Source organism: Streptomyces flavusporus, assembly GCF_046267975.1.
GTDB lineage: Bacteria > Actinomycetota > Actinomycetes > Streptomycetales > Streptomycetaceae > Streptomyces > Streptomyces flavusporus.
In genome coordinates this window covers 8,938,573-8,963,243 of record NZ_CP176503.1, presented here as the reverse complement: position 1 = coordinate 8,963,243, position 24,671 = coordinate 8,938,573, and the positions used below count along the sequence as shown (strand labels likewise).

The window sequence follows — 24,671 nt, the reverse complement described above, 5'->3', positions numbered from 1 at the left end:
CGCGTCGTTTGTAGTGGCTGATGCGGGCCTGGTGTTGGCGTCGTCGTCGCCAGTGCGACCAGTGCAGGATGTGGTCGACCGGGGTGGGGCGGCGGTTGGTGAGGCGGGTGATCAGGCGTCGGATCTCGGCGAGGCTGAGGTGGATGAGCTGGGAGGATCCGTTTCTGCTTTCTCCGTGTTGAGTTCTCGGGCCCGTAGGACGGTCAGGCAGGCGTGGGCGGCCATGGCCAGGGTCATGTGGCGGTGCCAGCCGGGATAGCGGCGGACCTGGTAGTCGTCGAGGCCGCACTCCTGCTTTGCGGTCTGGAAGCATTCCTCCACGGCCCATCGGCTGCCGGCGATACGGATCAGCTCGTCCAGCGTGGTGCCGGCCGGGCAGTAGGCGATGTAGTAGGAGATCTCCTCGGGCCGGCTGACGCTGCGGCGGGCGATGACCCAGTGCCGGCGGTCCTCGCGGTGCCAGGGCCGGACCTCGACACGGGCCCAGTCATAGATCCGCCGGCCATGTGCCCCCTCGCCGCACGAGCGGCGCTTCCATTTCTGCCGTGGCAGGCCGGGGAACAGGTCGTGGACGGGATGATCGATGGCCCAGCGGGTGACGACGGTGTCGTGCCGGGTGGTGGCCATGACATGGAAGACATCGGCCTGCTCCAGCTCGGACCGCCAGCCCTTGCTGAAGCCATAGGCGGCATCCGCCGTCACCCATCCGAACGGGATCTTGTCCCTGATCGCCCGACGGATCATCGCCTTGGCCATGGCCACCTTCGTCTCGAAGGCGATGCCGTCGTCGATGCCGGCCTGTCGACACCGTTCCCGGTCGTCCGTCCATGACGTGGGCAGATACAACCGGCGGTCGATCAAAGTGCGTCCGCGGTTGGTGGCATAGGCGAGGAACACACCGACCTGGCAGTTCTCGGTGCGTCCGGCGGTACCGGAGTACTGCCTTTGCACCCCGGCCGAGCGGATGCCCTTCTTCAGGAAGCCGGTGTCATCGACGATCAGGACGGCGTCTGGGTCTCCGAGATGCTCGACGGCGTAGTCACGTACGTCGTTGAGGACTTCGTCGGCATCCCACTCGATCCGGTTCAGCAACCGGTGGATGCGATCGGGACCCGAGTGTCCAGCCTCCTCCGCCAGCGTCCAGCCGTTCTTCCGCTCCAGCGGCGCAACCAGCCCCCGCATGTAGGCGAGCGCCGACTGACGAGGCTCCTCCCGGTTGAACCGGTGCACGAACCGCTCGTGCACCGCGCTCAGTTCACCTGCCCACAACCTGACATCAGCAAGGTCCCCACCCATAACCACACCAACGACTGAACTGGCCAGCAGTCACGGCAAACACCGTTGCAGTACTAGCTTGATCTTCAACTCTTGCGGCTGGGCGGGGGTTGGCCGACTTTTTCTGCCAGGGCTCCGCGGTGTCGGTTTTGCGTGCTGAGAGGATCAGCGGGTGGCGGCTTTTCCCACGGCCGCCGGAGGTTGGTGGCCAAGGTGCGGGAGAGACGGGGTGTGGGCGTCGGGCCGCAGCCACCAGGCGGCGTCCACGGCCAGGACCAGCCTGGCGTCGCCCGCCCGCCCGCCCGCCCGCCGCGGCAGCGGCACCGCCGCCGGCGCCCACTGCAGTCGCACTGCATCCACCCGGCCACAGCCAAAGTGGGCCTTGCCGGGCATGCCGCAGCGTGCGGGAAGGTGGTCGCCAAGTGCCCCGCCATCTTGCCCAGTTCACGTCAGCGATGCGAGACTCCCGGAACCGATGCCTGCCCGGGAGCCACTCGGCGAACCGGGCACACCCCCGCACTCAGCCGGCTGGTCTCGACAGCAAGGGAATGGCGTGTTACGCGCACCGAGGTTCAGGCACGTTCCCATGACCGCGTTGGCGGCCGTCCTCGCCGTCGCACTCTCCGCATGTGGCGGAAACGACGAGCCAGGAGGAAGCGGCTCGGCCGCCCCCGCGTCGCTCGACCCCAAGGCAGACCTGAGCAACCAACGGCTCACGGTTTCGAATTGGGACGGCTATATGCCCGAGGATTTCCCCGCCCGGTTCAAGTCCGCCGTCGGCACACCCGTGACCGTCGCGAAGCACACGACCAACGAGGAGATCGTCGCCAAACTGACCGCCTCCTCCGACAGCGGCATCGACGTGGCGTTCGTATCCGGCCAGTACGCGCAGGCACTCGCGGCGCAGGGCCTGCTCGAACCGATCCACCACGATCTGATCCCCCATCTCAAGAACCTGGATCCGCTGGCTTCCCGTCTCGCCCACGACAAGGGCAATGTCTACTCCGTCCCCTATACCTGGGGCACCACCGGGCTCTGCTACCGCAAGGACCTCGCCGGCTACACCCCCGACAGCTGGAACGACTTGCTGAAGCCGCGCGACGCGCTCAAGAAGAAAATCACCATGCTGAAAACCGAGCGCTGGCTCTTCCTGCCCGCGCAGAAGGTACTCGGCTACTCGGTGAACACCACCGACGAGCAACAGCTCGACCGTGTCAAGGAATTGCTGCTCACCACGAAGAAGGGACTCCTGGCCTACGACGACACGACGTTCGGTGACCGGCTCAAGTCCGGGGAGACGGCTTTGGCGGAAGCCTGGGACGGCTGGTGCCCGACCGACGACAAGAGGATCGGGTTTGTCGTCCCCAAGGAGGGCAGCGACCTCTGGGTCGACACGATGGTGATCCTCAAATCCTCGAAGAACAAGGAGGCGGCGCACGCCTTCATCAACTACATCCTCGATGCCGAGGTGCACTCCTGGGTCGCCTCCAACATCTACTACAAGGTCCCCAACGACGCCGCGATGGCCAAAGTGGACCCGGCCCTGCTGAAGAGGTATCCGGCCCTCACCATGACGCCCGAGCAACTGCTGAAGGGCGAGTCTGTCGTCGACCTCGGTGAAGCATCGACGGCCTACACCAGGATCGTCACGGAAGTCACCGCGGGCTGATGGTCCGTCGAGTGAAGGCGGGCTCGGGACCGCGACTGCGAGCCCGCTCAGTCCTGATCGGCCCCGGCCTCTCTTACCTGGTCGTCCTGCTCCTGCTGCCGCTGGCCCTGCTGGTCGGCTACACGGTCTTCCAGCGGGGCCGCTTCGGCGGGATAGCCTACGAGGACGGGGTGACCGGCGAGAACTTCGCGAGGATCGCCGACCCCTTGTACGCCGGTGTCCTCGCGGACTCGCTGAGGATCGCGGCCATCACCACGCTGCTCGCACTCGTCCTCGGCTATCCGACGGCGTATGCGATCGCCCGGCTGCCGCGGAGATGGCGTACGGTCGCCCTGGTCCTGGTCGTCCTGCCGTTCTGGACCAACTTCCTGATCCGTACCTATGCCTGGATCGTACTGCTGTCCAGCCAAGGCCTGGTCAACACGGCCCTTACCGGAACAGGAGTGATCGACCGGCCGCTGGAACTCCTGTATACGGAGCCGGCCATCGTCGTCGGGCTGCTCTACGCCTATCTGCCGCTGATGGTGCTGCCGTTGTACTCGGCGATCGAGCGGGTCGACCCGCGACTGCTCGAAGCCTCGGCGGACCTGGGTGCGTGCCCGGCCCGTACGTTCCTGAGGGTGACGTTTCCGCTCACCCTTCCCGGCGTGCTGACCGGCTGCGTCTTTGTCTTCGTGCCCAGCCTGGGCAACTTCGTCGTCCCCGAACTGCTGGGCGGCGGGCGCACGGTCATGGTCGGCAACCTGATCAGGGACCAGTTCCTGACGGCGCGGGACTGGCCGTTCGGCTCGGTACTGGCCCTCGCTCTCGTGGCGTTCCTGGTCCTGCTGCTCATGGCGCAGGCGTGGACCGGGCACCGACTGGGCGGTCGCTGATGCGCCGACTGGGGATTCTTCCGCTGTGGTTAACGTATGCGTTCCTCTACACGCCCGTCGTCGTGCTCGTGGTGATGTCCTTCAACAGGTCGGACAGTCCCTACGCGTGGTCCGGGTTCAGCACCGGCTGGTACGGCACGCTGGCCCACGACGACGAGGTCCTGCGGGGCCTGGCCAACACGATGATCGTGGCCGCGGCCGCCACCGGCCTGTCCACCGTCCTTGGCACGCTGCTGGCCGTGGGGCTGGCCCGCCATGGAAGCCGGTCGCGGCTGCTGCACGCTCTGTCGGTGCTGCCCGCGGTCCTGCCGGACATCGTGCTCGCGATCGGTTTGTTGGCCTTCTACTCGCTCATATCGGCGACCCTCGGCCTGCACTCGGTGCTGCTCGCCCACACCGTCTTCGGCCTCGCCTTCGTCACGGCCGTCGTACGCACCCGGATCGCGCACGTCGACCCTTCACTGGAGGAGGCCTCACGCGACCTCGGTGCGGGACCGGTCACCACGTTCCTGAAGGTGACCCTGCCGACCCTCGCGCCGGGGATCGTGGCGGGCGCCCTGCTGGCGTTCACGCTCTCGCTCGACGAGTTCGTCATCGCCTTCTTCACCGCGGGACCGAAGGATCCCACCCTGCCGATCGTCATCTACTCAATGATCAGGTTCGGTGTGACCCCGGAGATCAACGCACTGGCCACCGTGCTGCTGGCGGTCAGCTTCACCGTGGTGATCACGGCCCAGCGGTTGAGCCGACTCACGGAGGCGCTGTGAGCCCGAACCCGCCTTCGTCCCGCGCCCTTCCGCCCCTCGTCCGTATCGAGGGCGTGACCCGCAGGTTCGGCGACACCGTGGCTCTGGACGGGGTCGACCTGGACGTAAGGGCGGGTGAGTTCTTTGCCCTGCTCGGCCCGAGCGGTTGCGGGAAGACGACGTTGCTGCGCGTCCTCGCCGGGTTCGAGACGCCGGACAGCGGCACGGTCAGCCTGGACGGCCGGGACCTACGGGGCGTACCCGCGCACCGGCGGCCGGTCAACCTGATGTTCCAGTCGTATGCCCTGTTCCCGCACATGAGCGTGGAGAAGAACGTCGCGTACGGGCTTGCGCGCGAACGCCTTCCCCGGGCGGAGATCCGCGAGCGGGTCGCAGCGGTGCTGGCCACCGTCGGGCTGACGGCACAGGCGCGGAGACGGCCGCACCAACTGTCCGGCGGGCAGCGGCAGCGTGTCGCGCTGGCCCGCGCGATCGTCAAACGGCCCCGCCTGCTGCTCCTCGACGAACCGCTGTCGGCGCTGGACAAGAACGTCCGCGCCGAGATGCAGCTGGAGTTGAAGCGGCTGCAGTTGGAGGCCGGCATCACGTTCCTCGTCGTCACACATGACCAGGAGGAGGCGATGTCGCTGGCCGACCGTATCGCTGTCCTGGACCGGGGGCGCATCCTACAGGTCGACACCCCCGTCGAGCTCTACCGGCACCCGCAGGGCAGGTTCGTCGCAGGCTTCGTCGGCTCCAACAACATCTTCTCCGGACACTTGCTGCCCTCCGGTGGACTGGACGTGCCGGGCGTTGGTGTGCTGCCGGCCCCCGTCGGCGTGGGGAGCGCAGCGGGGCTCGTCGCCGTCGCCGTACGCCCGGAGAGCATCCAGGTCGCCGCTGCGGACGCGAAGGGCGGCGAGGGCCTGCTGCACGGAACGGTTCTGGACGTCAGCTTCCACGGCGGCTCCTCACGGATCGCGGTCACGGTCCCCGCCCTGGAATCGCCGGTACTCGTCACCGCGTCTGGGCCGGCCACGGTGACCGCCGGTACGCCGGTCGCACTGTCCTGGGACCCGAGCAGCGCGGTCCTGGTCGAGACGGAAGAGACGACCTGGAAAACGGGAGGACAGGCCACATGAGACCGCTGACAATCCTTTTCGCACCGGAGAGCGCATACGGTCCCACCAACAACTGCGTCGGCATAGGCGACGTACTGCGCCGCCGAGGCCACCGCGTGGTGTTCGCCGCCGAGGCGTCCTGGAAGGGCAGGCTCGCCACGCTCGGCTTCGAAGAGGATCTGGTCGATTTAGCACCGCCGCCCGAAAAACCCCAGGATGCGGGCCAGTTCTGGAAGGACTTCATACAGGCCACCGCCCCCGAGTTCAGGAAGCCGACGATCGAGCAGCTCGGAACCTGGGTCAGGCCGGTCTGGGAGGAACTGGTCTCCGGCGCCCGGTACTGCGAACCCCAGCTCAAGGACATCATCGACCGGGTGCGGCCGGATGTGATCGTCGAGGACAACGTCGTCTGCTTCCCCGCGCTGACCACGGCGGGCGTCCCCTTCGTCAGGATCGTCTCCTGCAACCCGCTGGAGGTGAAGGGCGAGCACGTGCCCCCGCCCTTCTCCGGGCACCCGGCCCACGACAGCACGAACTGGGCCGAGTTCCGTGCCGAGTACGACCGTACGCACCGCGAGGTATGGGCCGCGTTCAACGCCTGGGTGGTGGAACAGGGGGCACGGCCGCTGCCCGACCTGGAGTTCATCCACGAGGGCGATCTGAACCTCTACGTCTACCCGGAGATCGCCGACTACACCGAAGCCCGCCCGCTGGGCCCCACCTGGCACCGGCTGGACTCCTCGGTGCGGGAGACCGACGAGGAGTTCGCCCTGCCGGCGGAGCTGGCCGGCCCTCCGGCCGGTACGGACGACAGCGCACTGATCTACTTCAGCCTGGGCTCGCTCGGTTCCGCCGATGTCGACCTCATGCGCAGGATCATCGCCTCACTGGCGCGCACCCCGCACCGCTACATCGTCTCCAAGGGACCGCTGCACGACGAGATAGAGCTTCCACCCACCATGTGGGGTGCGGAGTTCCTCCCCCAGACACGGATTCTCCCGCTGGTCGACCTGGTCATCACCCACGGCGGCAACAACACGACCACCGAGTGCTTCCACTTCGGCAAGCCCATGATCGTGCTCCCGCTTTTCTGGGACCAGTACGACAACGCCCAGCGGGTCGCTGAGCTGGGTTACGGCGTCCGGCTCGACCCCTACCACTTCACCGACCACCAACTGCACAGTGCCCTGGAGAAGTTGCTTGGTGACAGACACCTGCAGCGGACCCTGACGGAAGCCTCCGCGATCATCCGGGCACGCGACGGGCTCCGTACCGCGGCGGACCTCATCGAGCAGCGTGGCCGCGGTCTCCAGACAGACAGGCGGGGGTGACGTTGATCGCGCTCCGGCGCAATCCGTTCGCCTCCGGCATCCGGAAGAGCTGCCGTCGGCCGGGCTGACCGACGCCCCCTGGTCGCCCGTCGAGGAGCACCGCGAGGCGTATGACCCGGCGGCTGGGGCGAGCGGCGGGCATGGCACTTCCCTGGCCCGTCCTGTCCGCGGTGAAGCCGAAGCGGTGCGCACCGGGTGCTCGGCGGGCCGGGTAGCGCCCGCGCCGGTCACGACCCCGGCGTCTGTGACCCGCGGCGGTCTTCGCTCAACAGCACGTCCACAACGACCTGACCGCAGCCGGGATTTGTTGTCCCGGCCGACCGGCATCCCCTACTCCCCGGATCGATAGAGGTGCCGAACATGAAGCACTCCCTGCGGCTCGGCGTCAGTACCGCCACCCTGGCCGCCCTCGCGGCGCTCTCCGCCTGCGCAGATGGAAACTCCGCGTCCTCGTCGCCCTCCAACGGCGACTCAGGTGCCCGGGCCACGCTCGACCTCGCCATCCCCTCGGCCGTGATCGCCCCCAAGGAAGAGGTCGCCACCTATGCGGTGGGCGACGCCGAGGGCTACTTCTCCGAGGTGAAGTTTCCCCGTGATCTTGGACACGGTTCTGTCACGCGGCGAGGGCGTGCTCTGGTTTCGTTCCGTGGTGGCGCTGGCGGGTCTCGTGGGGCGTGAGGTAGCCCCAGTCGGGATGTCTGCGCAGGCGCCTGCGGTTGTAGTAGGTCTCGATGAATGTGAAGATGTCGGCTCGCGCGCTCGCCCGGTCATTCCAGATGCGGGTGCCGATCTCCTCCTTGAGGACGGCGAAGAAACTCTCGGCAGCGGCGTTATCGAAGCAGATCCCGGTCCGCCCCATGCTCTGCCGTAGCCCCAACTCGCCCAGCCTGTCCCGGAATTGGGCCGAGGTGTACTCCGATCCGCGGTCGGTGTGGATGATGCAGCCGTCCTCCAGGAGGCCCAGGCCGGCAGCCATGTCCAGGGCGTCGACGACCAGGCCGGCGCGGTGATGATCTGCCATGGAGTAGCCAATCACCTCACGGGTCGCCAGATCGAGCCAGGTCGCCAGGTACAGCCAGCCCTCGGCGGTAGGGACATAGGTGATGTCGCCGACCACCCGCAGGCCCGGGGCGGTAGCGGTGAAGTCGCGCCCGATCAGGTCCGGAGCGGGAGCGGCCTTGCGGTCGGCGCGGGTGAGGCTGCGACGCCCGGTGCGGCGGCTGTGACCGGCGATGCGGTGTTCGCGCATGAGCCGCTCGACGCGCTTGCGGTTCACCAGGCGCCCCCGGCGGCGTAGTTCGGCGTGCACCCGGGGAACGCCGTACGTCTTCTTCGACGCGACGTGGATGACGGTGATCTCGTGGACCAGGGCGAGGTCCTCGCGCTCGCGTACCTCGCGGGCCTGCTCTCCGGCTTCCCAGGCGTAGTACGAGGAGCGGGCCACGCCGAGGACGGCGCACAGCAGGACGACGGTGAAGTGGGCCTTCTCCACGCGGATGAACCGGTATATCTCGCTCACCGGTCGCTCTCCTTCGCGAAGAAGGCCGTCGCTTTTTTCAGAATCTCGATCGTCTTGGCCTGGTCGGCGGCGAGCTTGCGCAGTCGCTTGAGTTCCTCCCGCTCGGCCGCATCCAGCCCGCTCCCGGCGGCCACCAACGTCCCCGCTCCGGTCTGCCCGGTGCCGTTCGTCTTCTTCACCCAGCCCCGCAGACTCTCCGAGCTGATGCCCAGTTCCCGGGCGACCTCGGTCACCGTCCGGCCCGAAGACGCCACGAGCGCGACCGCGTCCCGCTTGAACTCCTCCGAGTACCGCTTCGTGTACTTACTTCCCACCTGGCACTGCTTCCTCTGGGCTCACACGTCCCAGTCTCCAGGTGTCCGCGATCAAGGGGAAGCTTCACCCGAGGCGTCCCCCACCCCGGCCGGCGACGGCCGCTGGATCGCCCAGCTGCACTCCGAACCGCTGTCCGCGGGCACCGCAGCCCGCGACCGGCGCCTCGCCCGGATCCGCGAGTCCGTGCCGGAGGCCGTCTTCCTGCGCAGTGACGACCACGCCTCCCTCCGCCCGGGCTATTGGGTGATCTACGCCCCGGGGCCCTTCGCCGACGGCCGCGCGGCACTCGCCTTCTGCGCCGAGCGCGGGCGAACGACGGTGAACGGCTGCATCGGCCGCTATCTGAGCACCAGTCCGACCGATTTCGTTCTCCAGTGCCGCCCACCGGCAGCGAACCCCACGGGCCACTGCACCCGCGACAGATAGGCGCCGGACGCCTCAGACCTCACTTCTGCCGGGCGTCGGCGGGGTCCCAGCCCTGGTGGGGCACCGAGGCGAGCAGACGCCGGGTGTACGTGTGCTCGGGGCACTCAGCACCTGCCCGGTCGGGCCCTGTTCGACCACGGCGCCCCGGCACATCACCACGGTCTCGTCGTGCCCGAGTCGGGCCGGGTCAGCCCGACGAGCATGCGGACGACGGTGCTCTTGCCCGACCCGGGCTCGCCCACGATGCCGACCGATCCGCCGCGGGGAACGGTGAAGGACACCTGGTCGGCGGCGGTCAGCCGATTGCCGCCCGGCAGCCGGTAGGTCTTGCGCACGGCGTCGACGACCAGCAGCGGTGCGGGCGGAGGCGTGGAAACGTCGTTCACCGTGTACTCCCGGTGGGCTGCGCGGCGGGGCGCGCGGACGGATCGAGCGGGTCGGACTGAGAGGCGTACAGAGCAGTCAGGTCGGGTAGGCGGCGGCACGCGGCCACGCCGCCGCCTGGAACCGGGAGCGGCTCCGGCTGCCATGTGTCGTCTGCGAACTCGCGGCCCGCCACCTCGCCCGCTCCCTCGGCCGCATCGGCCGCCGGGCCTGCTTCGTCGGAGTCACCGGCTTCGCCCTCGCCGACCCGCTGCTCGCCCTCGGTCAGGGCGACGCCGTCGTGATCTTCCAGCCGGGACGGCCACTGTCCGAACTGACCGTGGTGGTCGAACGAGCGCACTCGGTCGACGCCAGGGTCGTCTTCGTCGCCGACGAACTGAGCAAGGCCTACGGGGACCGCGTCGACTCGGTCCTCCTCGCCCCCTACACCGTTCCTAGAAACTGAGCGGGAGTGAATCCTGTTGCCAGGACTCATGCTCAGCCGAACGCCCCGCACGGTGTTGGGCGTTCTGGTCCCCCGCGTTCGCTCCGCATCCGGCGCGCACGGATCGTGTCCGTGGTCCGGGAATGCGGGGGCGGGTTTCCTCACGCCCGGGGACGCCCGGTCGGGCCTGGACGGTCCGATGCCCCACCGCATCACTCCGGTGCTGTGGGGGCGGTGCCGTCCTCCCCCAGTGCCTTAAGGGCCTGGGAGGTACCCCCAGCCGGATCGGGTGTCCCTGGGCGCGCCTGCCGATCGCCACGGCGGCTGCGTCGTGGCGAGTGGTTGTGCGGTTCTTGCTGGTGAGGGGCTTGTGCCAGTGCTGGGCGCCCCACTTCGAGGTATACGCGGGGTCGACCGCGATGATCGCGATGCCGGCGGCGTCGGCCATGGAGGTTAGGCGGGCGCGGAGCTTGCCGGTGGGCATGCCGGAGATGAGCTGCCTGAACCGCTTTTTGTGCCCGTGTTTCTCGCGGGTCTTCTCCGCGGTGAAGTCGAGGTCCTCGATCGCGATGGCCCTGACGCCGCAGGTGCGTGCCCAGGTCAGCAGGCGGGTCAGGGCGTGCCGGACTTGGGCGTCGCGGTAGGACGCCGGGCCGTCGAGGTCGTAGGGGAAGCGGCGCGGGTTGCCGAGGGGGTTGCCGTGGGTGTCGAGGCGCCAGGCGGCGAGGTGGTCGGCGTTGGTATCCACACTGATCACGCCGTCGGCCAGGGCTGCCGTGAGGGGGACGGTCTTCGTCGGCGGGATCTGCCAGGACGCGGTCAAGTACCAGCGACCGCGGGTGATGTCGTAGTCGATGCGGTAGGCCACGGCCCGGTTGGCCTCGACGCGGTCGGCCCATTCGGTGCCCCGGTGCTGGAACTGCACGCGGCCGGTGAGGACGTACCGGCCGTTCGGGGCGTTCGCGTGCTCGGCGAGCGGGGCAGGCAGCTTGATCGAGACCTCGCCGTCGGGGGCGACGCGGATGGTCTCGTTGCCGTACCGCTTCCCGGACTCGCCATCCGCGGCGAGGAACCAGCGCTCGGCCTCCCACCGCTCACGCCAGGCGGTCTCGTACAGCCCGGCGGCGTCCAGGTTGTGGCGGGCGCGAGCGAGGCGCTTGCCGCCGCGGACGACGTGCACGCGCCCGGCCTCGCGGTCGGCGCGCTCCTGCTCCAGGCGGTCGTTGAGGACATGCAGGCGGCGGGTCTTCGCGAACCACTCCTGCGGCGTGCGGTAGCCGCCCGGCGCCCGCTTGCTGCCCTTCTGCCCGACTGGGAGGGACAGCCGGTGCGCGATGGTGCTGGTCCCAGCTTCCAGGCTCTGAATGTGGGCGAGCTGGCAGCGGCGGGCGAGCGCCCACTGGTCGTGCGTGGCCTTCGTGATGCTCCCGGCCCAGCGAGACGACGACTGGGCGGTCAGCTCCCGCTTGCGGGCGGCCCACGTGTCCGTCGTGTGCTCCAGGCCGTCCCGGCAGCGGGCGGCCAGGTCGCGGGAGGCGAGCGTACCGAGGTGCGCGCCGACCAGACGCAGCAGCTTCTCGTCCGCAGGCGTCAGCCCCTTCAGCCGGGTGCGGATGGCGACACCGGTCGGGCCGAGCGCGACGAACGGCGCGTCGATGGGGCGCAGGTCAGCCATGCTGAGCGGCCTCCAGCGCCCTGTGGGCCCGGTCGCGCGCGAAGCGACGGCCGTACAGGCGGGCGCACAACGACGTCAGCACCTCCACCATGTCCCGCTCCGGATCGTCCTCGACCTCGCCGTCGTCCAGCACGACCAGACGCCGCCCCGACGCGGCAAGCACGGCCTCGACCAGCTCGGTGTTCATCCGCCCCAGCCGGTACTTGTGCTCGACCACGACCGTGGTCACCGCCGGATCGGCCAGCAGACGCCGCACCTTCGGGCGGGAGCCGTTCATGCCCGAGGCGACCTCCGCCTCGCACCGCACCACCCGGTGCCCGGCCTGCGCCGCCCACCGCACCAGCCACGCCGTCTGCTGCTCCAGGTCCTTCTTCTGGTCGTGGGAGGAGACCCGGGCGACAGGCCCACACCCCCAGTGATCTGCGAAGCGGCGTTGACCTCCACGTTCACCAGGATCGTGCGCGGGCCCACACGCCGCGCAGGCACCGGCAAGGTTCCTTCACGGAACCACCGCCGCGCCGTCTGCGGGTGCACACCCTGAGCCCTCGCCCACTCGGTCAGATTCACGCCGACGACTATACGGAGCACCCACTCATGAATACTGATGTTTGCTCATGTACCAGTAGAAAGAGTGCAGCTGGCGCCCCCACCGGAACCACCAACGAATCACTGACCGGCCTCGTCATCGCGGACGTTCTCCTGCTCGCCCTCACCACCCTCGACGAAACGTCCGCGGTCGAACACGCCCACCAGCTCGACGCCCTGCGCGGCCAACTCCTCAATCCGGGCGACCAGCGCGGCCGACGGGCCTGACCGCCCTGAAGGGGGTCGCCGTAGGGCCGGATCAGGGACGGTTGAACCCGTCGGCTTCGAGGACGGCTTGGGCGAATTCCCCGGGTGCCTCCTGCGGCACGTTGTGGCCGGTGTTCTTCAGGGTGTGGTGCGCGTAGGGGCCGGTGAACTTGTCGCGGCAGGACGAGCCGTCACCCGCGGGCGTGAAGGGATCCTTCTCGCCGTCGAGGGTGACGGTGGGTACGGCGATCGTGGGGCCCGCGGCAAGCTGCTGCTCGAGTCGGTCGTGGCGCGGGTCGCTGTCGGCCAGGCCCAGCCGCCAGCGGTAGTTGTGGACGACGATGTCGACGTGGTCCGGCAGGGCGATGATGTCGAGCGCCACCACCGCCTGCTGGGCGTTGCGGAACGTCCGTTCCGACAGGAATCCCGTCGTGCCGTGGCCCCGCAGGTAGGGCACGATCACCCGGTACCGTTCCTGAAGACTGAGCAGGAGTGACCCCATGCAGCCGCACGCCCCGAACGGTCTTGGGCACACTGGTCCCCGGCGTACTCGACCCCGAGACAGCGACACGCATCCTGTGCGTGGTCCGATCCCGGGAGGCCAGTTCCCTGCGCGACCTGGCCATGTGGATGCGGCCAGAGGCGACGGGGAGGCCCCGGACCATCTCTCCGGTGGAGCGGGGGCCCCGCACGCTGGCGCCGTACCCGGCGTCCCAGATCGCACGATGACGTCAACCCGGTCGGCGCAGGACGCCGCAAGCCTGTGAGCCGACCATCACACGATCGAGCTAACTCGACCTCGTGCGCACTCCCCGGCAAGCAGTTGCCAGCCCCCGCGCGGCGAGCAGCGGCGCCACGTCGGCGAAGCTGTGGATGTCGTAGGGCCAGCCGTGCAGGCAGATGACCACGGGCCCGCGGGCGGGACCGACCTCCGCGTAGCCGACGTTCAGCTCGCCGGCCCGGATCTGCTTCAGACGGCCGAAGGACGTGTGCCCCGCCCCGGCCGCCGGCTCCGTCCCGCCCACCGCGGCCGCCGAACCGCTGGACCATCCGGCGAGAGTCGCCCCAGCGGCACCCACGCCCACGATCTTGCCGAAGCTCCGCCTGTCGAACATCTGGACTTCCCTTTCGTCATCAGCGTGTCCTGCGTTCTCCGTGGCCATGCGATCAGAAGACCTGCGCGAAGCAGCCGAATCCGATCACGGCCGCCGTCGCGATCACCGCGAGGACTGTGAACATCCGTCGCGCCTGCACCGGAATCCTCGAGCCCCTTGCCGCTCGGCGTGGCTCTACAGGCATGTACGCACGAGCCATTCGTCCTCGTTGTACGCGTCTCGCGCCGGATCCGGCGCACCGGCCGGCCGCTCCTCGATCGTGTCCTCCAGGCGAATACGCTCCGGCAGCCTGCCGAACCGCGCTCGACGCGCCACCTCCGCGGCGTCCGTGTAAGTGACAGCCATGCTCAGCTCCTTATCTCAACACGCCAGCGACAGAACAGCGTCACTGGTTCAACTGGTGACGATACTTGCAGGCGGCTCGCCGCCCGTCAAGCCGGTGACGACGCGTGAGAGCCGGTGACGCGATTGCAGAACCTCGCAGTCACCTGTCAGAATGGTGATGTAAATCTGGATCATGTCTTCGTGTGCGGAAACCCGGCGCTCGACTTCGCAGCGACACTCCGGGCCCGCCGATCCGTACGGTTCGAAATGTTCGTGTCGCCGGACCGGCTGGACGCCTGGTACCTGGAATCCGGAGTCGTGGATGCCGTCTCGCCGAGCCAGGATTCCGACGTCGAGCAGGCCATAGGGGTACGGGAGGCCGTCTACGCGCTGGCCACCAACCGTCGGCTCGGCGAGCCGTACGACACGGAAGCGCTCACTGCGCTGAACGACGCCGCCCGCAGGCCCCCCGCCACACCGCAGCTCACCCCGGCGGGCCGGTGGACGGCGGCGACTCCGGAGCAGGCACTGTCCACTGTGGCACGGCACGCCGTCGAGCTCCTGAGCGGACCGGATGTGCCGCTCATCAAGGAGTGCGGCAATCCGGAGTGCACCCGCATCTACATCGACCGGTCGCGCGAAATGCGTCGGCAGTGGTGCGGCATGGAGTCCTGCGGCAACAAGATCAAGGCCGCGGCATACCGCGCCCGCAAGCGGCAGGCCCAGCCGGCGGAGACGGTCTGACCGATGGTCCGGGGGCACCTCGTGGGGCGGACACCGCGTCGGGCATCCTGAGGCCGAGGCCGGCTGGGCGGCAAAGGGGAGCTGTGGTGAACGAGCAGACGCACGGCACGGGCGGTGCCGGGGCAGCCGGAGCGTACCCCCAGCTGCGGCTGGACACGTTGCTCGAGGGCCTGCAGGAGCAGATCCAGGAGGTACGGGCAGCCCGCGACAGGATGCACACGCTGCTCGACGCCGTGCTCTCCATCGGCAGCGATCTCGATCTCGAAGTGGTGCTGCACCGGATCGTGCAGTCGGCGGTCACGCTGGTCGACGCCCAGTACGGGGCGCTCGGGGTGCTGGGTGACGAAGGAACCATCAGGCAGTTCCTCACCGTCGGCATCGACGAGGAAGCCATCGCCCGGATCGGGCACTACCCGCGCGGCGAGGGCATCCTGGGCCTGCTGATCCGTGATCCGGCCCCCCTGCGCCTGCCGGATCTGAGCGAGCACCCGGCTTCCGTGGGCTTTCCCTCCGGCCACCCGCCGATGAGCAGCTTCCTGGGCGCCCCGATCCGGGTCCGTGAGCAGGTGTTCGGCAACCTGTACCTGACCAACAAGCAGGGCGGCGCGGAGTTCGACGCCGACGACGAGGCGGTGCTGCGCACGCTCGCCGCGGCGGCCGGTGTGGCGATCGACAACGCCCGGCTGTACGACGACGCCCGCCGCAGGCAGCGGTGGCTGGCGGCGAGCAACGAACTGACCCGCAGCCTGCTGTCCGGCGAGTCGCCCGCCGCGGCGCTGGATTCGTTCACCGCCACGGTGCGCGACATGGCGGGCGCCGACCTGGTCACCCTTGCGGTGCCGGTCGGCGACAGCGGGGAGCTCGTGATCGAAGCTGCCTGCGGGACGGGAGCACAGGACGTCCACGGGCTGCTGCTGCCGACCACGACACTGGCCTCGAAGGTGCTCGCGTCCGGGGAGACCGTCACCAGCGAGGCGGTGAGCACCGACCCGCGCGGTCAGGGCGGCAGCGCCGCGCTGGTCGAACTGGGGCCGGCGTTCTTCGTGCCGCTCGGCACCCGGGAGAACGTCCGCGGCGTACTGCAGGTGGCGCGCGTACCGGACGGCCCGAAGTTCCCGGACGCTGTCATCGACATGATCAACGGGTTCAGCAACCAGGCGGCCCTCGCCCTGGAAGTGGCCGAGCGTCGGCGGGACGCCGAGCACATGCTGGTCCTCAGCGACCGCGACCGGATCGCCCGCGATCTGCACGACCTGGTCATCCAGCGCCTCTTCGCCGGCGCGCTGTCACTGCAGTCCACGCTCGGGCGGGTCGCCGACCGGCCCCAGGCGAGCGAGCGGATCCAGCGGGTCGTGGACGACCTGGACGACACCATCAAGGTCATCCGCTCCACCATCTACGCTCTGCGCGAGCACGACCAGAAGCGGCGGGGCAGCGGCCTGCGCGCCCGCCTGGTGACGGCCACCGAGCGGGCCGCCGAAACGCTCGGTTTCACCCCCGCACTGCGGATGACCGGCCTGCTGGACACCGACGTTCCCGCCGACTACGCCGACCACCTCCTGGCGGTCCTCGGCGAGACCCTGTCCAACGTCGCCCGGCACGCCCGGGCCACTGCGGTCGACGTGAACGTGGAGGTCTCGGGCACGACCCTGCGGCTGCGGGTGTCGGACAACGGCCGCGGCATCGACCCTGCCGTCACCCGCCGCAGCGGGCTGGCCAACCTCGACCGGCGCGCCGACGAACTCGGCGGCACCTGCAGCCTGTCCCCCAACGAACCCCGTGGTACGACGGTGGAATGGGCCGTGCCCATCTCACGGGCCGGCCGCTGACGGCAGGCCACCTGAGTCACCTCCCTTGTCCGGCCCGTTCCCAGCCGCGGCGCGGGGCTCGGGCGCCGAGTTGGGTGTCACGGCTGCGGTAGACGATGTAGGGGCGGGTCAGGTAGCCGACGGGCGCGGTGAGCATGTGGACGAGGCGGGTGAAGGGCCAGGCCGCGAACAGCAGCAGCGCGCTGAGGGCGTGGAGTTGGAAGAGGACCGGGGCTCCGGTCATCAGGTCCGGGTCGGGCTGGAGACAGAAGATCGAGCGGAACCAGGGGGAGATGGTCTCCCGGTAGTCGTAGCCGCCGCCCACGATGTTGGCGGCGACGGTCGCGGCCAGACCGAGGACGATCGTCGCGGTGAGCGAGACGTACATCGCCTTGTCGTTGCGGGTGATGACGGAGAAGACGGGGCCGACGGTGCGACGGCGGTAGATGAGGATGGCCAGTCCGCCCAGGGTGCACACACCGGCGATGGTGCCGAGGACGACCGCCGAGACATGGTACGTGTGCTCGCTCATCCCGACCGCTTCGGTCCAGCTCTTGGGGATGAGCAGGCCGCCGATGTGGCCGATCAGGACGACGAGGATGCCGAAGTGGAACAGCGGGCTGCCGATGCGCAGCAGGCGGCTCTCGTAGAGCTGGGAGGAGCGGGTGGTCCAGCCGAACTTGTCGTAGCGGTAGCGCCAGATGTGGCCGAGGACGAAGACCGCGAGAGACAGGTACGGCAGGGCGACCCAGAGCAGGATGCCGCCGGTGCCGGACTCCACCGCCAGGGTGACGGGCTGCGCGGGTGCGGTCATCGCGGGCCTCCTGCGGGGTCGGGCGTCGACTGCGTGGGTGTGTACGGGGCAAAACCAACCTGCTCCCCGGGCGGGCCCTCGACGGCGAGCCGGGCGACGGCTTCGGGTTCGTCGCCCGCCAGGGCGGGCAGGGTGGCGGAGACGGAGTCCAGCAGGGCCGCCCAGGGCGAGTGGTCGTCGTGCAGGGCCAGGCGCAGCAGTTCGAGGCCGGCACGGTGTTCGGTGAGCAGGCGGTGTCCGGCCGCGGGGTCGGTGGCGGCGAATTCGAGGACGACGGCGAGATGGTCGGGCAGTTCGTCGTCGGTCAGGCGCCGGCCGGAGGCGGCGTAGGTCTGTTTCAGACGCAGCAGGGCGATGCCGCGTTTCCGGGTGTCGCCGTGGGCGTAGTAGGTGAGGTACGGGCAGCAGCGTTTGCGGTGGTCGAAGGTCGCGACGTAGGCGGCGGCCAGGTCGGCACCGGGTGTGCGTTCCGCGTGCGCGGTGAAGCGCAGCAGCGGTTCGGCGACCGCCTCGGGCAGCGCAGTGGCGACCTTGTGGGTGAGGGCGAGGCGGGGCGGGAACTGGTCGTCGGGGTGGGCCAGCAGGAGGGACTGGGTCTGCCAGGCGTAGGGGTGCCAGGGTTCGGTGCGCGCCGGGAGTCGTGTCGTCCGCTTCATGGTTTCGGCTCCGCCTCCCCGCCGGTGTCCGTGTGCGCGTCGTGACCGGCGTCGGACGGCTTGGGTGGGAAGAGGCCGGGTGGGGAGCCCTTGCCGTCCCAGTTGAGGAGGTTGACGCGGCTGGCCTTGTCGGTGGGGGCGACGGGGGTGTCGGAGGTCTGCCGGTCGTGCAGCGCCCGGTAGTTCTCCACCGCGATCGGTGCGGCGCCGCCCGATGCCTCACCGAAGGGGCCGGAGCCTCCCACCCGTCGCCCACCACCATCCTTGTCCGACGGGCTGCGCCCGGCCCTTCCCATTCCGGGGCCGCCCTCGTGGTCCAGGCTGCACTCGGTGGCCAACTCCTCCAGCTTGTGGGCCTGTTCGGCGTGGGCGGGCGGGATGACGTACCGCTCGTCGTACTTGGCCAGGGCCAGCAGCTGGTACATGTCGTAGATCTGCTCGCCGCTCATGCCGACGGACTTGGGGATGGTGTCGTTCGGTTCGCGGCCGAAGTTGATGTCGCGCATGTAGGAGCGCATCGCTGCCAGGCAGCGCAACACGGCGTCGACCGGCGCCGGGTCCCCGGCCGTGAACAGCTGGGCGAGGTAGTCGACGGGGATGCGCAGGGCGTCGACGGCGGCGAACAGGTTCTGGTGGCTCTCGGCGTCGTGACCGGTGTCGCGTACGGCGTCGACGACCGGGGACAGTGAGCTGCCCCGAGTTTCGTAGAGTCCGGCGGTCTCGTTTCAGGCGGACTGCGGGGTGGCTTCCTGTTGTCGCCACCAGTCGCGGTCGTACTCGGCGGGCGGTACGTAGTCGAGTGCGGAGTGCAGGCGTTCTTCGTTGTACCAGGTGACCCACTGGAAGATCGCCCGCTCGACCTGGTCGACGTCCCGCCACGGCCCTTGCATCTCGATCAGCTCGGCTTTGAAGGTGCCGTTCAGCGCCTCGGCCATCGCGTTATCGTACGAGTCGGCCACGGAGCCGACCGACGCGGAGGCGCCGATGCCAGCGAGCCGGTCGGTGTACCGAATTGACACGTATTGAGACCCGCGGTCGCTGTGATGAATGAGGCCGGAGCCTGCCTTGATCCGGCGTCTCCACAGAGCCATCTCCAGTGCGTCCAGGGGCAGTTCAGTCCTCATATGGTTCGCGACCTGCCAGCCGACGATCATCCGCGAGTACACGTCCAGGACGAACGCCACGTATGCCCAGCCCGACCACGTCCTCACATAGGTCATGTCGGCGACCCAGAGCTCGTCCGGGCGGGAGGCTGTGAAGTCCCGGTCGACCAGGTCCGGCGGCCTCGGCGCCGACGGTTCGCAGATCGTGGTGCGGCGCCGCTGTCCGCGGATGACACCCTCCAGGCCCAGCTCGGCCATCAGGCGCTCGACGGTGCAGCGGGCGACGTCCACCCCCTTGCGCTTGAGGGCACGGGTGATCCGGCGGGCTCCATAGGTGCCGCCCGACTCGGCGCGGACCGACTCGATCAGAGGCATGAGCTGTTCGTCGCGGAGCCGGCGGGCCGACTTCGGCCGCTTCTTGCGGGCGAAGTACGTCGACGGCGACAACTCCAGCACCCGGCAGACGGGATCGACCCCAAGGCCCTTCTCGCGCAGATGGTCGATCACCTGCTCGGCCTCGTCCGGGGACGGTCGATCTCCTGGGCAAAAAACACCGACGCGGCCTTGAGGATCTCGTTCGCCCGCCTCAACTCCGCTACTTCTTTGCGGAGTTGCCTGAGCTCGTCCTGCTCGGCGGTGGTCAGCCGGCCGTCGCGCTCGCCACGGTCGGCCTCGGCCTGGCGGACCCAGCCGCGCAGGGCCTCTTTATGGATGCCCAGGTCCTTCGCAACGTGCGCGATCGGGCGGCCGGTGGCACGGACCTCGCGGACCGCGCGCTCGCGGAGCTCGTCCGGGTATTTACGGGGTGCTGCCATGGTGCTGGTGGATCTCCTTCGCCAGGACCGTAACCCTGGCATCAGGGACTCCACAAATCTCAGTACAGCTCAGCCTGCCGCTTCCCGCGTTGCCTGCCCGATGTCGGCTCGGTCTGTGCGGCCACCGCTCCGCCCCTTCCTCGGGCCTCGTCGCCCCTATGGATGCTCGGTTCGGTCCCACCGGGGAACGCCACTCCTCGCCTGCCTCAAACTCTGACATCCACATCCGACACCCCGTGGTTTTTGTTGCGCCGAACGGCCGCCCGCCCGGCAGCAGGCGGTCTGCGGTACGCGATCTCCGCCTGGCCCGAGTGGTCCCTGACCAGGGCCGGGTGGCCCATGGGCACGGGCCGTACCGTGCCTGCACGCTGGAAGCGGCAGGTCCCCAGACCCTCACCGGAGGCAGGTCATGACCGCTCCCACCACCCTCAGCATCCTGCGCGCCCTGTCCGCCGAGCACCGGCAGCGGCTGATGCGGATCCCACGGGAAGTGATGTTCCCCCAGGGCACCCGCCTGTTCGAGGAGGGTGGCCGGGCAGACCGGTTCTGGATCATCCGCACCGGCACGGTCGCCCTCGACCTGCATGTCCCCGGCCGCCGGGCCGCTGTCATCGAGACCCTCGGCCACAACGAACTCATCGGCTGGTCATGGTTGTTCGCCCCGCACGTCTGGCATCTGGGCGCGGAGGCGACCTCGCCGGTCCGGGCGTACGAGTTCGACGCCACGGCGGTGCGCACGATGTGCCAGGACGACCTCGCGTTCGGCCTGTCCGTCACCCAGTGGGTGGGCGACATCCTCGCCCACCGGCTGCACTCGACCCGTACCCGCCTGCTCGACCTGTACGCCCCGTACGGCAGCGGCAGCGTCGTCTGACCCACCCGGGACCGAGTCAGCGGCCCGCACGCCCCTGGACGCGGATGCCGGCTCAGTGCCCTTGCTGCCTCAGCCGGTCCCGGGCCTGGCTGGCGATCATCGCGGCCTGGATGCGCCGCTCGACACCGAGCTTCGCCAGCAGGCGGGAGATGTGGTTCTTCACGGTCTTCTCGGCCAGGTACAGCCGCTGCCCGATCTGGCGGTTGGTCAGGCCCTCGCCGATCAGCGCCAGAATCTCCCGCTCCCGGTCGGTCAGGCCCGGCAGCCCGTCCGGCTCCGGCTCCTGCTGCTGCCCTCCGCGGAGCCTGGCCATCAGCCTGGTCGTGGCGCTCGGGTCGAGCAGCGACTGGCCACGTGCCACGGTGCGTACGGCCGACACCAGGTCGGAGCCCTGGATCTGTTTGAGGACGTACCCGGACGCGCCCGCCATGATCGAGTCCAGCAGGGCCTCCTCGTCGTCGAACGAGGTCAGCATCAGGCAGGCCAGCTCAGGCATGCGCGAGCGCAGCTCCCGGCACACGGTCACACCGTCGCCGTCCGGCAACCGGATATCGAGCACCGCAACGTCCGGACGCAACGCCGGGACACGCACCAGTGCCTGCTCGACCGTGCCGGCCTCACCGACCACCGAGATGTCCGGCTCGTCGTCGAGCAGGTCGCGCACTCCCCGCCGTACCACTTCGTGGTCGTCCAGCAGGAAGACCCGGATGGGGCTGCCGGGGCCGGACTGCTCGCTGTCCGCCATCAGTTACTCCTCGTGTCCGTGTGTCGCGTTCCTTGCCGGTGCCCGGTCGTGGGCGAGCCCGGCTTCTCCTCCAGATCTTGCTCGTCTCAGGGCCGAAGGGACAGGGCCGATCGGCCCTGTCCCTTCGAACCCGCCTCACCGCGCCGGTCAGCCGTCCCAGGTCCAGTCGGCGACTTCCGGCAGGTCGGTGCCGTGCTCGCGGATCCAGTCGTGGTGGCGCAGCCGCACGTCCTCCATCCGCTGCCGTACGGCCGCGGCGCGCACCGCGAGGCCGGGAACGCGGTCGATGACGTCCATGACCAGGCGGTAGCGGTCCAGGTCGTTGCGGACGACCATGTCGAACGGCGTGGTCGTGGTGCCGATCTCCTTGTACCCGCGCACGTGCAGATGCCCGTGTCCGGTGCGGCGGTAGGCGAGCCGGTGGATCAGCCAGGGATAGCCGTGGTAGGCGAAGATCACCGGCTTGTCGGGGGTGAACAGGCCGTTGTACTCGAATTCGGTCATGCCGTGCGGGTGTTCCTCGCTCGGCATCAGTCGTGCGATGTCGACCACGTTGACCACGCGCACCGACAGCTCCGGGAGGTGGCGGCGCAGCAACTGCGCGGCGGCCAGCACCTCCTGCGTGGGGACGTCGCCGGCGCAGGCCAGCACCACGTCCGGTTCGCCACCGTTCTCCGTCCCGGCCCAGTCCCAGATCCCGGCGCCGCGCGCGCAGTGGACGCGGGCCTGCTCCATGGAGAGCCAGTCGAAGCAGGGCTGCTTCCCGGCGACGATCACGTTGACGTAGTCGCGGCTGCGCAGCGCGTGATCGGCCACGGACAGCAGCGTATTGGCGTCCGGCGGCAGGTAGACCCGTACCGCTTCCGGACTCTTGTTCATGATGTGGTCGACGAAACCGGGGTCCTGGTGGGAGAAGCCGTTGTGGTCCTGGCGCCACACGTGCGACGTCAGCAGGTAGTTGAGGGAGGCGATGGGGGCGCGCCAGGGCAGGCGGCGGGTGACGCGCAGCCACTTGATGTGCTGGTTGACCATCGAGTCGACGATGTGGACGAAGGCCTCGTAGCAGGAGAACAGGCCGTGCCGTCCGGTGAGGAGGTAGCCCTCCAGCCAGCCCTGACAGGTGTGCTCGGAAAGGATCTCCATCACCCGGCCGTGCCGGTCGAGGTGCTCGTCCACGTCCAGGGTGCCGGCCTGCCAGGCCTTGCCGCTGGCGGCGTAGACCGCCTGGAGGCGGTTGGAGGCGGTCTCGTCAGGGCCGACCAGGCGGAAGTCGCGTCGTTCGGCGGTCGCCCTCATGACGTGTTCCAGGAAGTCGCCCAGCACGCGGGTCGGCTCATGCATCGTGGCGCCGGGCTTGTCGACGTCGACCGCGTACGACTCCAGTGGCGGAAGCGGGAGTTCGCGCAGCAGCAGGCCGCCGTTGGCGTGCGGGGTGGCGCCGAGCCGGCGGGCGCCCTCGGGGATGCAGGCCAGAACCTCCGGGCGGGGACGGCCCTGCTCGTCGAACAACTCCTCCGGGCGGTAGGAGCGCAGCCAGTCCTCCAGCTGCCGTAGGTGCTGGTGATTGTCCCGTACGGCAGACAACGGGACCTGGTGGGAGCGCCACGTGCCTTCCACCGGCAGGCCGTCGACCTCAGCCGGTCCTGTCCAGCCCTTGGGGGTGCGCAGCACGATGACCGGCCACCGGGGGCGCTCAGCCGCGCCCTGCTCGCGGGCGGCGTGCTGGATCGCGGCGATGCGGTCCAGGGCGGTGTCCATGGCGTGCGCCATCGCCTGGTGTACGGCGGCCGGGTCGTCGCCCGTCACGTGGATCGGGTCGTGGCCATACCCTTCGAGCAGGGCGTCGAGTTCGGCCTCGGGGATCCGGGCCAGCACGGTCGGGTTGGCGATCTTGTAGCCGTTGAGGTGGAGGATCGGCAGGACGGCACCGTCGTGGACCGGGTCGAGGAACTTGTTGGAATGCCAGGAGGCGGCCAGGGGGCCCGTCTCCGCCTCGCCGTCGCCGATGACGCAGGCGACGACCAGGTCGGGGGCGTCCAGTGCGGCCCCGTAAGCGTGGGAGAGCGAATAGCCCAGCTCACCGCCCTCGTGGATCGAGCCGGGCGTCTCCGGCGCGACGTGGCTGGGTACCCCGCCCGGGAACGAGAACTGCTTGAAGAGCCGCGCCATGCCGACCGCGTCCCGGGTGACATCGGGGTAGGTCCGGGTGTACGAGCCTTCCAACCAGGAACCCGCGACCACTGCGGGGCCGCCGTGGCCAGGTCCCCAGATGCACAGGGTGTTCAGGTCGCGGGCCCGGACGACGCGGTTGAGGTGGGTGTACACGAGGTTGAGGCCGGGGGACGTGCCCCAGTGGCCCAGCAGCCGCGGCTTGACGTGCTCGGGCCGCAGCGGCTCGGTCAGCAGCGGGTTGGCCATGAGGTAGATCTGGCCGACGGACAGGTAGTTCGCGGCACGCCAGTGGGCGTCCAGCGTCCTGAGCTCGTCGTCGGTGAGGTGGGCGGGCGCCTGCAGGGTGTCGACGGACATCTGGGTCCCCTTCCGGATCGGGGTTCGGCGGCAGGTGCATGTCGTTCCGCACCAGACCACCCTCCGACGAATCTCCGGGTACCCGGCAGGGCCGATCGGGCCACACCCACCCGCTGAAGGGGCCGGGACACCGCTAAGCGTTCCGCTGGAAGTCCGGTACGCCACCCGCGGGTGCGTCGCGGCTGGTCGCGCCCACGGTGGGGTCCCTTGCCGCGTCTGCCTGTGCGAGGCCGTAGCCGGTCCTCAGGTAGGTCGGCAGGTACACGGAGAAGGCCACGTAGCCGCCGAAGGCGACGGCGTACAGGGCGGACGCCTGCCAGGTGATGCCGAGCCGCAGGGTGGCAGTCAGGCGGCGGGCCAGCGGCTCGGCCGGCACGGTACGGCCGGGGGCGTCCCGCAGCATCAGCGCGGCCACCACCGCGTAGACCGCGAGTACACCGGCGGTGATCAGGAACGGACCGGCCATACCGGACGCGTCCACCAGCTTCACCGTGGTCAGCGCGCTGATCGCGGTACCGCCCATGCCCGCGCGAAGATCCCGATGGCCAGGCCGCGCCGCTCGGGCGGTCCTGTGCGAATACGGTGTCGTGCC

27 protein-coding genes and 3 pseudogenes are annotated in these 24,671 nt (G+C 69.4%); 12 read left to right on the top strand and 18 right to left on the bottom strand.

Annotated features, from left to right (window positions below; translation table 11 throughout):
* Positions 1 to 111: 111 nt before the first annotated feature.
* Positions 112 to 1,296 (bottom strand): IS701 family transposase, encoded by a 1,185-nt coding sequence (locus ACKTSN_RS42165; RefSeq protein WP_409473888.1) that lies wholly within the window; start codon positions 1,294 to 1,296, stop codon positions 112 to 114.
* Positions 1,297 to 1,440: 144 nt separating this feature from the next.
* Entirely contained in the window at positions 1,441 to 1,626 is a 186-nt protein-coding gene (locus tag ACKTSN_RS42160; protein WP_409473887.1) for a hypothetical protein, read from the bottom strand.
* A 235-nt stretch (positions 1,627 to 1,861) separates the two neighbouring features.
* Here ACKTSN_RS42160 and ACKTSN_RS42155 point away from each other — a divergent pair, with 235 nt between their 5' ends.
* The 6 genes from ACKTSN_RS42155 to ACKTSN_RS42130 all read left to right on the top strand — a co-directional run bounded on the left by ACKTSN_RS42155 (position 1,862) and on the right by ACKTSN_RS42130 (position 7,695).
* Positions 1,862 to 2,944, top strand: a complete 1,083-nt coding sequence (locus tag ACKTSN_RS42155) for a polyamine ABC transporter substrate-binding protein (protein WP_409473886.1) — start codon at positions 1,862 to 1,864, stop codon at positions 2,942 to 2,944.
* Complete coding sequence (locus ACKTSN_RS42150; RefSeq protein WP_409473885.1) at positions 2,944 to 3,819, top strand: ABC transporter permease; 876 nt, start codon at positions 2,944 to 2,946, stop codon at positions 3,817 to 3,819. Before ACKTSN_RS42155 ends, ACKTSN_RS42150 begins: the two co-directional genes overlap by 1 nt.
* On the top strand, positions 3,819 to 4,586 hold the full coding sequence (locus ACKTSN_RS42145; RefSeq protein ID WP_409473884.1) for an ABC transporter permease: 768 nt from the start codon (positions 3,819 to 3,821) through the stop codon (positions 4,584 to 4,586). The genes ACKTSN_RS42150 and ACKTSN_RS42145 overlap by 1 nt, the downstream gene beginning before the upstream one ends.
* Positions 4,583 to 5,707, top strand: coding sequence for an ABC transporter ATP-binding protein (locus ACKTSN_RS42140; protein WP_409473883.1), 1,125 nt, complete (start codon positions 4,583 to 4,585; stop codon positions 5,705 to 5,707). The genes ACKTSN_RS42145 and ACKTSN_RS42140 overlap by 4 nt, the downstream gene beginning before the upstream one ends.
* Positions 5,704 to 7,017 carry a glycosyltransferase gene (locus ACKTSN_RS42135; protein WP_409473882.1) on the top strand — a complete coding sequence of 438 codons (1,314 nt, stop codon included), beginning with the start codon at positions 5,704 to 5,706 and terminating at the stop codon, positions 7,015 to 7,017. Before ACKTSN_RS42140 ends, ACKTSN_RS42135 begins: the two co-directional genes overlap by 4 nt.
* 360 nt (positions 7,018 to 7,377) lie before the next feature.
* On the top strand, positions 7,378 to 7,695 hold the full coding sequence (locus ACKTSN_RS42130) for a hypothetical protein (protein ID WP_409473881.1): 318 nt from the start codon (positions 7,378 to 7,380) through the stop codon (positions 7,693 to 7,695).
* On the opposite strand, the gene ACKTSN_RS42125 is transcribed toward ACKTSN_RS42130, so the two are convergent.
* Entirely contained in the window at positions 7,631 to 8,536 is a 906-nt protein-coding gene (locus ACKTSN_RS42125; RefSeq protein ID WP_409469761.1) for an IS3 family transposase, read from the bottom strand. The genes ACKTSN_RS42130 and ACKTSN_RS42125 overlap by 65 nt on opposite strands.
* Entirely contained in the window at positions 8,533 to 8,850 is a 318-nt protein-coding gene (locus tag ACKTSN_RS42120; RefSeq protein ID WP_409469760.1) for a transposase, read from the bottom strand. Before ACKTSN_RS42120 ends, ACKTSN_RS42125 begins: the two co-directional genes overlap by 4 nt.
* Positions 8,851 to 8,905: 55 nt before the next feature.
* On the opposite strand from ACKTSN_RS42120, the pseudogene ACKTSN_RS42115 reads away from it, so the two are divergent.
* Positions 8,906 to 9,277, top strand: a pseudogene (locus ACKTSN_RS42115) (serine/threonine protein kinase); the annotation flags it as partial.
* 152 nt (positions 9,278 to 9,429) lie between these two features.
* Here the strand turns inward: ACKTSN_RS42115 and ACKTSN_RS42110 are convergent.
* Both ACKTSN_RS42110 and ACKTSN_RS42105 read right to left on the bottom strand, forming a co-directional pair.
* Positions 9,430 to 9,663 carry an ATP-binding cassette domain-containing protein gene (locus ACKTSN_RS42110; protein ID WP_409473880.1) on the bottom strand — a complete coding sequence of 78 codons (234 nt, stop codon included), beginning with the start codon at positions 9,661 to 9,663 and terminating at the stop codon, positions 9,430 to 9,432.
* Complete coding sequence (locus ACKTSN_RS42105; RefSeq protein ID WP_409473879.1) at positions 9,660 to 10,001, bottom strand: hypothetical protein; 342 nt, start codon at positions 9,999 to 10,001, stop codon at positions 9,660 to 9,662. The genes ACKTSN_RS42110 and ACKTSN_RS42105 overlap by 4 nt, the downstream gene beginning before the upstream one ends.
* Here ACKTSN_RS42105 and ACKTSN_RS42100 point away from each other — a divergent pair.
* A complete protein-coding gene (locus ACKTSN_RS42100) occupies positions 9,984 to 10,106 on the top strand; it encodes a hypothetical protein (RefSeq protein ID WP_409473878.1) in 123 nt (40 codons plus the stop codon). The two genes, ACKTSN_RS42105 and ACKTSN_RS42100, sit on opposite strands and share 18 nt — an antisense overlap.
* On the opposite strand, the gene ACKTSN_RS42095 is transcribed toward ACKTSN_RS42100, so the two are convergent.
* Both ACKTSN_RS42095 and ACKTSN_RS42090 read right to left on the bottom strand, forming a co-directional pair.
* On the bottom strand, positions 10,096 to 11,760 hold the full coding sequence (locus ACKTSN_RS42095; RefSeq protein WP_409473877.1) for an IS200/IS605 family accessory protein TnpB-related protein: 1,665 nt from the start codon (positions 11,758 to 11,760) through the stop codon (positions 10,096 to 10,098). The two genes, ACKTSN_RS42100 and ACKTSN_RS42095, sit on opposite strands and share 11 nt — an antisense overlap.
* A pseudogene (locus ACKTSN_RS42090) lies at positions 11,753 to 12,327 on the bottom strand (IS607 family transposase). The gene ACKTSN_RS42095 and the pseudogene ACKTSN_RS42090 overlap by 8 nt, the downstream one beginning before the upstream one ends.
* Before the next feature lie 27 nt (positions 12,328 to 12,354).
* Here ACKTSN_RS42090 and ACKTSN_RS42085 point away from each other — a divergent pair.
* Positions 12,355 to 12,573 carry a hypothetical protein gene (locus ACKTSN_RS42085; RefSeq protein WP_409473876.1) on the top strand — a complete coding sequence of 73 codons (219 nt, stop codon included), beginning with the start codon at positions 12,355 to 12,357 and terminating at the stop codon, positions 12,571 to 12,573.
* Between the two features lie 31 nt (positions 12,574 to 12,604).
* Here ACKTSN_RS42085 and ACKTSN_RS42080 read toward each other — a convergent pair whose 3' ends face one another.
* The 3 genes from ACKTSN_RS42080 to ACKTSN_RS42070 form a co-directional block, all read right to left on the bottom strand.
* Complete coding sequence (locus ACKTSN_RS42080; protein ID WP_431197156.1) at positions 12,605 to 13,015, bottom strand: alpha/beta fold hydrolase; 411 nt, start codon at positions 13,013 to 13,015, stop codon at positions 12,605 to 12,607.
* A 325-nt stretch (positions 13,016 to 13,340) separates the two neighbouring features.
* Positions 13,341 to 13,667 carry an alpha/beta fold hydrolase gene (locus ACKTSN_RS42075; protein WP_409473875.1) on the bottom strand — a complete coding sequence of 109 codons (327 nt, stop codon included), beginning with the start codon at positions 13,665 to 13,667 and terminating at the stop codon, positions 13,341 to 13,343.
* A gap of 174 nt (positions 13,668 to 13,841) precedes the next feature.
* Positions 13,842 to 14,012 (bottom strand): hypothetical protein, encoded by a 171-nt coding sequence (locus ACKTSN_RS42070; protein WP_409473874.1) that lies wholly within the window; start codon positions 14,010 to 14,012, stop codon positions 13,842 to 13,844.
* A 180-nt stretch (positions 14,013 to 14,192) separates the two neighbouring features.
* Between ACKTSN_RS42070 and ACKTSN_RS42065 the strand changes: the two genes are divergently transcribed.
* Together ACKTSN_RS42065 and ACKTSN_RS42060 are read left to right on the top strand one after the other, a co-directional pair.
* Positions 14,193 to 14,735: a CGNR zinc finger domain-containing protein gene (locus ACKTSN_RS42065; protein ID WP_409473873.1), complete on the top strand. Its 543-nt coding sequence runs from the start codon at positions 14,193 to 14,195 to the stop codon at positions 14,733 to 14,735.
* Between the two features lie 86 nt (positions 14,736 to 14,821).
* A complete protein-coding gene (locus ACKTSN_RS42060) occupies positions 14,822 to 16,564 on the top strand; it encodes a sensor histidine kinase (RefSeq protein ID WP_409473872.1) in 1,743 nt (580 codons plus the stop codon).
* Positions 16,565 to 16,580: 16 nt separating this feature from the next.
* Here the strand turns inward: ACKTSN_RS42060 and narI are convergent, their stop codons facing one another.
* The 4 genes from narI to ACKTSN_RS42040 form a co-directional block, all read right to left on the bottom strand.
* Complete coding sequence (narI, locus tag ACKTSN_RS42055; RefSeq protein ID WP_409473871.1) at positions 16,581 to 17,357, bottom strand: respiratory nitrate reductase subunit gamma; 777 nt, start codon at positions 17,355 to 17,357, stop codon at positions 16,581 to 16,583.
* A complete protein-coding gene (gene narJ / locus ACKTSN_RS42050) occupies positions 17,354 to 18,013 on the bottom strand; it encodes a nitrate reductase molybdenum cofactor assembly chaperone (protein ID WP_409473870.1) in 660 nt (219 codons plus the stop codon). Before narJ ends, narI begins: the two co-directional genes overlap by 4 nt.
* Positions 18,010 to 18,639, bottom strand: coding sequence for a hypothetical protein (locus ACKTSN_RS42045; protein ID WP_409475054.1), 630 nt, complete (start codon positions 18,637 to 18,639; stop codon positions 18,010 to 18,012). The genes narJ and ACKTSN_RS42045 overlap by 4 nt, the downstream gene beginning before the upstream one ends.
* Positions 18,640 to 18,738: 99 nt before the next feature.
* Positions 18,739 to 19,931 (bottom strand): IS3 family transposase gene (locus tag ACKTSN_RS42040; protein ID WP_409473869.1). Its coding sequence is split into 2 segments (ribosomal slippage): positions 18,739 to 19,667 and positions 19,667 to 19,931, totalling 1,194 coding nucleotides; the frame shifts between segments, so codons are not numbered across the junction.
* A gap of 409 nt (positions 19,932 to 20,340) precedes the next feature.
* On the opposite strand from ACKTSN_RS42040, the gene ACKTSN_RS42035 reads away from it, so the two are divergent.
* A complete protein-coding gene (locus ACKTSN_RS42035) occupies positions 20,341 to 20,805 on the top strand; it encodes a Crp/Fnr family transcriptional regulator (RefSeq protein ID WP_409473868.1) in 465 nt (154 codons plus the stop codon).
* Between the two features lie 52 nt (positions 20,806 to 20,857).
* Here the strand turns inward: ACKTSN_RS42035 and ACKTSN_RS42030 are convergent, their stop codons facing one another.
* From ACKTSN_RS42030 to ACKTSN_RS42020, 3 genes and pseudogenes are all read right to left on the bottom strand, one after another.
* The gene (locus tag ACKTSN_RS42030; RefSeq protein ID WP_409473867.1) at positions 20,858 to 21,550 is read right to left on the bottom strand and encodes a response regulator; all 693 of its coding nucleotides are present in this window, start codon (positions 21,548 to 21,550) and stop codon (positions 20,858 to 20,860) included.
* Positions 21,551 to 21,697: 147 nt separating this feature from the next.
* Positions 21,698 to 24,079, bottom strand: a complete 2,382-nt coding sequence (locus tag ACKTSN_RS42025; protein ID WP_409473866.1) for a phosphoketolase family protein — start codon at positions 24,077 to 24,079, stop codon at positions 21,698 to 21,700.
* A gap of 208 nt (positions 24,080 to 24,287) precedes the next feature.
* Positions 24,288 to 24,646: pseudogene (locus ACKTSN_RS42020) on the bottom strand (MFS transporter); the annotation flags it as partial.
* Positions 24,647 to 24,671 lie beyond the last annotated feature (25 nt).

Coding starts and splice junctions, on each gene's coding strand:
- narJ (WP_409473870.1), bottom strand. CDS start 18,013: ATGAAGCGGACGACACGACTCCCGGCGCGCACCGAACCCTGGCACCCC.
- ACKTSN_RS42155 (WP_409473886.1), top strand. CDS start 1,862: ATGACCGCGTTGGCGGCCGTCCTCGCCGTCGCACTCTCCGCATGTGGC.
- ACKTSN_RS42030 (WP_409473867.1), bottom strand. CDS start 21,550: ATGGCGGACAGCGAGCAGTCCGGCCCCGGCAGCCCCATCCGGGTCTTC.
- narI (WP_409473871.1), bottom strand. CDS start 17,357: ATGACCGCACCCGCGCAGCCCGTCACCCTGGCGGTGGAGTCCGGCACC.
- ACKTSN_RS42130 (WP_409473881.1), top strand. CDS start 7,378: ATGAAGCACTCCCTGCGGCTCGGCGTCAGTACCGCCACCCTGGCCGCC.
- ACKTSN_RS42070 (WP_409473874.1), bottom strand. CDS start 14,012: ATGGCTGTCACTTACACGGACGCCGCGGAGGTGGCGCGTCGAGCGCGG.
- ACKTSN_RS42025 (WP_409473866.1), bottom strand. CDS start 24,079: ATGTCCGTCGACACCCTGCAGGCGCCCGCCCACCTCACCGACGACGAG.
- ACKTSN_RS42150 (WP_409473885.1), top strand. CDS start 2,944: ATGGTCCGTCGAGTGAAGGCGGGCTCGGGACCGCGACTGCGAGCCCGC.
- ACKTSN_RS42165 (WP_409473888.1), bottom strand. CDS start 1,296: ATGGGTGGGGACCTTGCTGATGTCAGGTTGTGGGCAGGTGAACTGAGC.
- ACKTSN_RS42075 (WP_409473875.1), bottom strand. CDS start 13,667: ATGTTCGACAGGCGGAGCTTCGGCAAGATCGTGGGCGTGGGTGCCGCT.
- ACKTSN_RS42145 (WP_409473884.1), top strand. CDS start 3,819: ATGCGCCGACTGGGGATTCTTCCGCTGTGGTTAACGTATGCGTTCCTC.
- ACKTSN_RS42135 (WP_409473882.1), top strand. CDS start 5,704: ATGAGACCGCTGACAATCCTTTTCGCACCGGAGAGCGCATACGGTCCC.
- ACKTSN_RS42035 (WP_409473868.1), top strand. CDS start 20,341: ATGACCGCTCCCACCACCCTCAGCATCCTGCGCGCCCTGTCCGCCGAG.
- ACKTSN_RS42085 (WP_409473876.1), top strand. CDS start 12,355: ATGAATACTGATGTTTGCTCATGTACCAGTAGAAAGAGTGCAGCTGGC.
- ACKTSN_RS42095 (WP_409473877.1), bottom strand. CDS start 11,760: ATGGCTGACCTGCGCCCCATCGACGCGCCGTTCGTCGCGCTCGGCCCG.